Consider the following 7440-nt stretch of genomic DNA (forward strand, 5'->3'; position numbering starts at 1 on the left):
AGGCCAGTCAGGCTGTAACTGGCCGGAATTTTCTCAGCGCGGCCAGCGACTCGGTAGCTGTGCCGCATGTTCCAGGGCCTGCCGATACTCTGCATCGAGGCGCGCCACCAGTTGGTCCACGCTCGGCAGATCCTCGATCTGGCCAACCCCCTGGCCGGCCGACCACACGGTTTTCCAGGCTTTGGCCTCATCGTTGATCGGCTTGAGCTTGTCGCCGAAGTTCACTTCACCCTTGCCTTGCAGTGCTGCCATATCGAAACCGGCAGCCTCCAGGCTTTGGCGCATGAAGCTGGCCGGAACTCCAGACACGGCAGGAGTATGAATGATGTCCGCCGCCTTGGCTGTCAGGAGCATCTCCTTGTAGGCGTCGGGCGCATGACTTTCAGTCGTACCGATGAATCGCGTACCGAAGTAGGCCAAATCCGCGCCGAGCAGCTGTGCGGCGAGAATCTCATGGCCGTGGTTCAAACATCCTGCAAGCAGCAGCGTCTTGTCGAAGAACTGGCGAATCTCGGCAATCAGCGAGAACGGGCTCCAGGTGCCGGCATGTCCACCGGCGCCGGCGGCAACGGCGATCAAGCCATCGACGCCGGCTTCGGCGGCTTTTTCCGCATGGCGGCGGGTCGTCACGTCGTGAAAAACCAGGCCGCCGTAGCTATGCACCGCATCGACCAATTCCTTCACCGCACCGAGGCTGGTGATGACGATGGGCACCTTGTGCTCGACGCAGATGTTCAGGTCCGCCTCCAGACGCGGATTGCTCTTGTGAACAATCAGGTTCACGGCATAAGGCGCCGGGTTGTCCAGTGTCGCCAGCCCTGCTTCGATCTGTTCCAGCCAGGCCTTGAACCCGCTGCTTTCGCGTTGGTTGAGCGCCGGAAAGCTGCCGACCACGCCATTGCGACAGCACGCGAGCACCAGTTCTGGATTGGAAATCAGGAACATCGGCGCGGCCACAACGGGCAGGCGCAGACGTTGTTCGAGCAGAGCGGGCAGCGACATCGGAAGTACCCCGGAAAGTTGAACCAGTTGAAGTTAGAACGGCTTGACCACGACCAGAATTACGATAGCCAGCAATATCAGAACCGGCACTTCATTGAACCAGCGATAAAAGACATGGCTGCGGGTGTTCTCGCCACGGGCAAAACGTTTTACCTGCGCGCCGCACATGTGGTGATAGCCGATCAATAGCACGACCAGGGTCAGTTTGGCGTGAATCCAGCCACCGCTGCTGAAGATGCCCGGGTTCAGGTAAATCAGCCATCCGCCGAAGATCAGCGCGGCGATCATCGCCGGGCCCATGATGCCGCGATACAGCTTGCGTTCCATGACGCTGAAGCGCTCTTTGCTGATCGTATCTTCACTTTGTGCGTGGTAGACGAACAGTCGCGGCAGGTAGAACAGTCCGGCAAACCAGCACACGATGCTGACGATATGCAGTGCTTTGATCCATAGATAGAGCATTTTTGGTTTTTCCCTCATTCACGGTAGGCCGGATAGTAGAGGCTTGAGCGTCCGCACGTCACCTTGACGGTTGTCGCAGGGGCGCGCGGCCCCTATTATCGACGGCTTTCCAGTGGGTTCGTTGAGGGCAGGTTTATGGTCAAGGTCGGTATCGTCGGCGGCACGGGTTACACCGGTGTCGAACTGCTGCGTCTGTTGGCACAGCATCCGCAGGCAGAAGTGGTGGTGATCACTTCCCGATCCGAGGCCGGTCTGGCCGTGGCTGACATGTACCCGAACCTGCGCGGCCACTACGACGGCCTGGCGTTCAGCGTGCCGGACATCAAGACCCTGGGCGCTTGCGACGTGGTGTTCTTCGCCACTCCGCACGGCGTTGCCCACGCATTGGCCGGTGAGTTGCTGGCAGCAGGCACCAAGGTCATTGACCTGTCGGCCGACTTCCGCCTGCAGGACGCCGATGAATGGGCCAAGTGGTACGGCCAGCCGCACGGTGCGCCGGAGCTGTTGGACGAAGCGGTTTACGGCTTGCCGGAAGTCAACCGTGAGCAGATCAAGAAAGCTCGCCTGATCGCGGTGCCGGGTTGCTATCCGACTGCAACGCAGCTGGGTTTCCTGCCATTGCTTGAAGCGGGTCTGGCCGATACTTCGCTGTTGATCGCCGACTGCAAATCGGGCGTCAGCGGTGCCGGTCGTGGTGCTTCCGTAGGCTCGCTGTACTCCGAGACGTCGGAAAGCATGAAGGCTTATGCGGTGAAAGGTCACCGTCATCTGCCGGAAATTCGTCAGGGTCTGCGTCGTGCAGCGGGCAAGGATGTCGGCCTGACTTTCGTGCCACACCTGACGCCGATGATTCGTGGCATTCATTCCACGCTCTATGCGACCGTGGTGGATCGCTCGGTGGATCTGCAGGCACTGTTCGAAAAGCGTTATGCCAATGAACCGTTCGTCGACGTGATGCCGGCCGGCAGCCATCCGGAAACCCGCAGCGTGCGAGGCGCGAACGTTTGCCGTATTGCGGTTCATCGTCCACAGGATGGTGATCTGGTAGTGGTGCTTTCGGTGATCGATAACCTGGTCAAAGGTGCGTCGGGCCAGGCGGTGCAGAACATGAACATTCTGTTCGGTCTGGATGAGCGCTTTGGTCTGTCCCACGCGGGCATGTTGCCGTAAGACTGATCTTGCATGAAGAAAAGGCCCGTCTGACGGGCCTTTTTGCATTCCGGGTCGCTGATGGCTTTATTGATATACCGTAACAATAGTTGACCGATTTTCTAGGACAAGCGGATAATGCGCGTCATCACGCATTATGGCGGCGTAACGCCGGGAGATAGTCAGCATGAGCGTCGAATCCTTCACCCCCACGGCTTTGCAATTCACTCAGGGTGCCGCGCACAAGGTGAAGAGTCTGGTCGATGAAGAGGGGAATGATCGCTTGAAGCTGCGCGTATTCGTTACGGGCGGCGGTTGTTCAGGGTTTCAGTACGGCTTCACCTTCGATGAAGATGTGGCCGAGGACGACACCATCGTCGAGCGCGAAGGTGTGAGCCTGGTGGTTGATCCGATGAGCTTCCAGTATCTGGCAGGTGCCGAAGTGGACTACCAGGAAGGTCTGGAAGGTTCGCGCTTCGTGATCAAGAACCCGAATGCCACCACGACTTGTGGTTGCGGTTCTTCGTTCTCGATCTGATCTCGCTTCACCGTACACAATAAAACGCCGCAGAACCTCACGGTTCTGCGGCGTTTTGTTATCTGCGTTTTATCTCAATTGGGGTAGATGGCGCCAAGTGTGCGCAGGCCATTTGCGCCGGTGACGCTGGGGCGATTGGCAGTGATGCCTTCAAGGCAGCAATGGGCCAGCCAGGCAAAGGCCATGGCTTCGACCCAGTCTGGATCGACGCCGTGAGTCGCGGTGCTGGCGACTTTCGCGTTGGGCAGAAGCTCGGCCAGGCGCTTCATCAGCGTGGCGTTGTGGGCGCCGCCGCCGCAGACCAGAAGCTCTTCAGTATTTGATTGAGCGCTTTGCAGCGATTCGACGATGGTCAGCGCTGTCAGCTCGAGTAGCGTTGCCTGTACGTTTTCAGGAGCGAAAACTGGCAGGTGCGACAGTTGCTGTTCCAGCCAAGGCAGGTTGAACACTTCCCGGCCGGTGCTCTTCGGGCCTTTGGTCGAGAAGAAGGAATCGCTCAGCAATGCCTTGAGAAGGGTCGGTTCAACCTTGCCGCTGGCTGCCCATTGACCGTTGCGATCATAGTTTTCGCCACGCTGCCGATGAATCCACGCATCCATCAGCACATTCCCAGGCCCGCAGTCGAAACCGGCTACAGGCTTGTTCGGCTCGATCAGACTGAGATTGCTGAAACCGCCGACATTCAGGACTGCGCGGTTGCCGGTACGCTCTTCGAACAACGCTTCATGGAAGGCCGGAACCAGAGGGGCGCCTTGACCGCCGGCGGCCACATCACGGCTGCGAAAGTCACTCACTACCGTAATGCCGGTCAGCTCGGTCAGCAGGGCAGGGTTGCCGATCTGTACGGTGAAACCGCGCGCCGGTTCGTGGCGAATGGTCTGGCCATGGCTGCCGATCGCGCGAATGGCTTCGGGTTTGAGCTGTTGCTGTTCGAGCAGGACGTGGATGCCTTCGGCGGCAAGTTTCACCCAGTTCTGCTGGGCGATGGCCGAGCGGGCAATTTCGTCGGGGCCGCTGGCGCACAAGCCAAGCAGCTCGGCGCGCAGGGATTCAGGCATGGGAATGTAGTGCGTGGCGATCAGGTTGATCGCCGAGGTCTGCTCGATCAGGGCGATGTCCAGACCATCGAGGCTGGTTCCGGACATCACGCCGATATAAAGAGCCATGGCTTAACGCTTGCTCGAAGCCAGCATGGTGGCCTTCTCTTGGTCCATGCGCGCCATCAACGGCTGGCTCTGCGCCAGGAAGCGTGCGCGCTCGGATTTGGCGATCGGATCAGCCATTGGCAGCTTCTGGCCCAATGGGTCGACGTGAACGCCATTGACCTGGAACTCGTAGTGCAGGTGCGGACCGGTGGACAGGCCGGTGGTGCCGATGTAGCCGATCACCTGGCCCTGCTTGACGGTACCGCCGGTTTTCACGCCTTTGGCGAAGCCTTGCATGTGGCCGTACAGCGTGCGGTAGGTATTGCCGTGCTGAATGATCACGGTGTTGCCGTAACCACCGCGGCGACCGGCCAGCAATACTTTGCCATCACCGGCAGCCTTGATAGGCGTACCGCGTGGGGCGGCGTAATCGACACCTTTATGGGCGCGGATCTTGTTGAGGATCGGATGTTTGCGACCCATGGAGAACTTGGAGCTGATTCGGGCGAAGTCCACCGGGGTGCGGATGAACGCCTTGCGCATGCTGTTGCCGTCGGCAGTGTAGTAGCTGCTGTTACCCTGCTTGTTGGTGTAGCGCACGGCGGTGTAAGTCTTGCCGCGGTTGGTGAAGCGGGCGGACAGAATCGGGCCGTTGCCGACGGCTTTGCCATTGACCACTTTCTGTTCGTAGATCACGTCGAACTCGTCACCCTGGCGGATATCCTGGGCGAAGTCGACGTCGTAGCCGAATACGCTGGCCATATCCATGGTCAGGCTGTGGGACAGGCCGGCGCGGGCAGCGGACTGGGACAGGGAGCTATTGATCACGCCGTGGACATAGGCGGTACGAACGGTTGGCTTGGCGGTAACGCGGTTGAAGACATAACCCTTGTCGTTCTTGGTCAGGGTGATGGTTTCAACGTCGCTGACCTTGCTGTGCAGATTGGTCAGTTGGCCTTGTGGATTGAGTTCGAATTCGAGTTTCTGGCCGTGTTTGAGCTGGCTGAACTGCTTGGCCTGTTTGTCGCTGGCCAGAACTTCGTGCACGGCAGCGGCGGGGAGGCCAACCTTCTCGAACAATGTCGAAAGGGTGTCACCCTTGGAGACGATCACTTCCCTGTGGCCTGGGGTCTTCTTTTCAGGAGTGGCCGGTGCAGGCGCTGGTGCGGCCTGGGCGGTTTCGGGTGTGTCTTCTGCGCTGTTTTCGATCTGGGCGAAGGGTGAGGCTACTGGTTCATTTGTGGCTTGAGCCGCGTCAGCAGCGTCTTGATCTTGTGTCAGTTGTTCAGCAGGACTTTCCAGTTCAAGGCTCAGGGTCGTCTTTTTGGCTTCAACATCACTGGAAGGAAATACCAGGAGCGCCAGGCTGAGAAGGGCGGCGATCCCACTTGCGGCAAGCAGGTGGGTCTTCGGGTAAAGCGGTGGCGCTTTAGACGGTTCAGTGGTCATAAGTAATTTTGACTTTGAAAAGATGAATTGGAAAAGATGAATGACATGATGAAGATGAAATAACTGTATAAAATATAACCAAATCATCTCTGAGGCAAGTCCGCAGGTATCTCGCCTGTGGATTGGTGTCCGTGTGCCGGGCAAAACTTGTAATTGGTGCGCGATCTTGTATGGTTGGTTCCCTTTGAATCTGAGCCTTGCGGGTCTGTTATGAAGTCGGTTGAAGAGCAGCTAGCGCTGATTAAACGTGGTGCGGAAGAATTGTTGGTCGAGTCCGAGCTGATCGAAAAGCTCAAGCGTGGCCAGCCGCTGCGAATCAAGGCCGGCTTCGATCCAACGGCGCCGGATCTGCACCTTGGGCACACTGTGCTTATTAATAAGCTGCGTCAGTTCCAGGAATTGGGGCATCAGGTGATCTTCCTGATTGGTGACTTCACCGGAATGATCGGTGATCCGAGTGGCAAGAGTGCAACTCGTCCGCCGCTGACCCGTGAGCAGGTTCTGGAAAATGCCGAGACCTACAAGACTCAGGTATTCAAGATCCTTGATCCGGCGAAAACCGAAGTCGCGTTCAACTCCACCTGGATGGATCAGATGGGGCCAGCAGACTTTATTCGTCTGACTTCGCAGTACACCGTTGCGCGTATGCTCGAGCGTGATGACTTCGACAAGCGCTACACCACCAATCAGCCAATCGCCATTCATGAGTTCCTCTATCCGCTGGTTCAGGGGTATGACTCGGTTGCATTGCGCGCGGATGTTGAGCTGGGCGGTACCGATCAGAAGTTCAACCTGCTGATGGGGCGCGAACTGCAGCGTGGTTATGGTCAGGAAGCTCAGTGCATTCTGACGATGCCGCTGCTCGAAGGGCTGGATGGCGTTAAAAAGATGTCCAAGTCGTTGGGCAACTACGTCGGTATCCAGGAAGCGCCGGGTGTCATGTACAGCAAGCTGGTTTCGATTCCGGATGCGTTGATGTGGCGCTACTTCGAGCTGCTCAGCTTCCGTTCGATGGATGAGATCAATGCTTTCCGTGCCGATGTAGAGGCAGGTGCCAACCCTCGCGACATCAAGATCAAGCTGGCTGAAGAAATTGTTGCGCGCTTCCATGGGGAAGAGGCTGCTGCCAATGCTCACCGTGGTGCGGGTAACCGTATGAAAGACGGCGAGCTGCCAGATGATTTGCCAGAGGTTGAGCTGACTGCTGCCGAGGATATGCCGATTGCTGCTGTCCTTAATAAGGCTGGCCTGGTGAAAAACTCGGCGGCGGCTCGTGATCTGCTGGCTTCCGGTGGTGTGCGTATAGATGGTGAGGTTGTCGATCGTTCCTTTATGTATGTGCTGGGCGCGACTCACGTTTGCCAGGCCGGCAAGAAGGCTTTTGCACGGATTACCCTGAAATCCGAGTAAAGTTGAAATAAAGGGTTGACGGCGAATTCTAGATGTCTATAATTCGCCCCACTTCCGGCGCAGTAGAAACGGAAAACTCCTTGAAATTCAATGAGTTAAGTAGGTTTCGATAGCGGCTCGCTTCAGTTCATCGAGGCCTGGAAGAAGTTGAAAGAGTGGTGATGTTTGGCTCTTTTGACGGTTCGGTCTTCTCGATCGAAAGCGGAGGAAAAGAGGTGTTGACAGCAGCGTGTAACGCTGTAGAATTCGCCTCCCGCTAACGAGAGATCGGAAGCGCAAGTGGTT

Annotated in this window: 7 protein-coding genes; 3 read left to right on the forward strand and 4 right to left on the reverse strand. The window is 57.6% G+C overall.

Going from position 1 to position 7440, the window contains the following annotated elements; genetic code table 11:
• Window positions 1–33: 33 nt before the first annotated feature.
• On the reverse strand, window positions 34–1002 hold the full coding sequence (locus tag AC07NR_RS13515; RefSeq protein ID WP_248740059.1) for an NAD(P)H-dependent flavin oxidoreductase: 969 nt from the start codon (window positions 1000–1002) through the stop codon (window positions 34–36).
• Between the two features lie 33 nt (window positions 1003–1035).
• A complete protein-coding gene (gene hemJ, locus AC07NR_RS13520; protein ID WP_248740060.1) occupies window positions 1036–1464 on the reverse strand; it encodes a protoporphyrinogen oxidase HemJ in 429 nt (142 codons plus the stop codon).
• A gap of 135 nt (window positions 1465–1599) precedes the next feature.
• On the opposite strand from hemJ, the gene argC reads away from it, so the two are divergent.
• Window positions 1600–2634, forward strand: a complete 1035-nt coding sequence (argC, locus tag AC07NR_RS13525; RefSeq protein ID WP_096817941.1) for an N-acetyl-gamma-glutamyl-phosphate reductase — start codon at window positions 1600–1602, stop codon at window positions 2632–2634.
• Window positions 2635–2800: 166 nt separating this feature from the next.
• The gene (gene erpA / locus AC07NR_RS13530; RefSeq protein ID WP_003228776.1) at window positions 2801–3151 is read left to right on the forward strand and encodes an iron-sulfur cluster insertion protein ErpA; all 351 of its coding nucleotides are present in this window, start codon (window positions 2801–2803) and stop codon (window positions 3149–3151) included.
• 74 nt (window positions 3152–3225) lie between these two features.
• Here the strand turns inward: erpA and AC07NR_RS13535 are convergent, their stop codons facing one another.
• Entirely contained in the window at window positions 3226–4317 is a 1092-nt protein-coding gene (locus tag AC07NR_RS13535; protein ID WP_495078752.1) for an anhydro-N-acetylmuramic acid kinase, read from the reverse strand.
• 3 nt (window positions 4318–4320) lie between these two features.
• Window positions 4321–5745: a peptidoglycan DD-metalloendopeptidase family protein gene (locus tag AC07NR_RS13540; protein WP_495078753.1), complete on the reverse strand. Its 1425-nt coding sequence runs from the start codon at window positions 5743–5745 to the stop codon at window positions 4321–4323.
• Between the two features lie 210 nt (window positions 5746–5955).
• Between AC07NR_RS13540 and tyrS the strand changes: the two genes are divergently transcribed.
• Window positions 5956–7155, forward strand: coding sequence for a tyrosine--tRNA ligase (gene tyrS / locus AC07NR_RS13545; protein WP_423204414.1), 1200 nt, complete (start codon window positions 5956–5958; stop codon window positions 7153–7155).
• The last annotated feature ends 285 nt before the right edge of the window (window positions 7156–7440 follow it).

The sequence above is a fragment of the Pseudomonas sp. GW821-FHT09C09 genome, assembly GCF_059418105.1.

Excerpts from the sequence above, each read along its gene's own strand:
- AC07NR_RS13515 (WP_248740059.1), bottom strand. The coding sequence starts at position 1,002 with ATGTCGCTGCCCGCTCTGCTCGAACAACGTCTGCGCCTGCCCGTTGTG.
- tyrS (WP_423204414.1), top strand. The coding sequence starts at position 5,956 with ATGAAGTCGGTTGAAGAGCAGCTAGCGCTGATTAAACGTGGTGCGGAA.
- AC07NR_RS13540 (WP_495078753.1), bottom strand. The coding sequence starts at position 5,745 with ATGACCACTGAACCGTCTAAAGCGCCACCGCTTTACCCGAAGACCCAC.
- argC (WP_096817941.1), top strand. The coding sequence starts at position 1,600 with ATGGTCAAGGTCGGTATCGTCGGCGGCACGGGTTACACCGGTGTCGAA.
- erpA (WP_003228776.1), top strand. The coding sequence starts at position 2,801 with ATGAGCGTCGAATCCTTCACCCCCACGGCTTTGCAATTCACTCAGGGT.
- hemJ (WP_248740060.1), bottom strand. The coding sequence starts at position 1,464 with ATGCTCTATCTATGGATCAAAGCACTGCATATCGTCAGCATCGTGTGC.
- AC07NR_RS13535 (WP_495078752.1), bottom strand. The coding sequence starts at position 4,317 with ATGGCTCTTTATATCGGCGTGATGTCCGGAACCAGCCTCGATGGTCTG.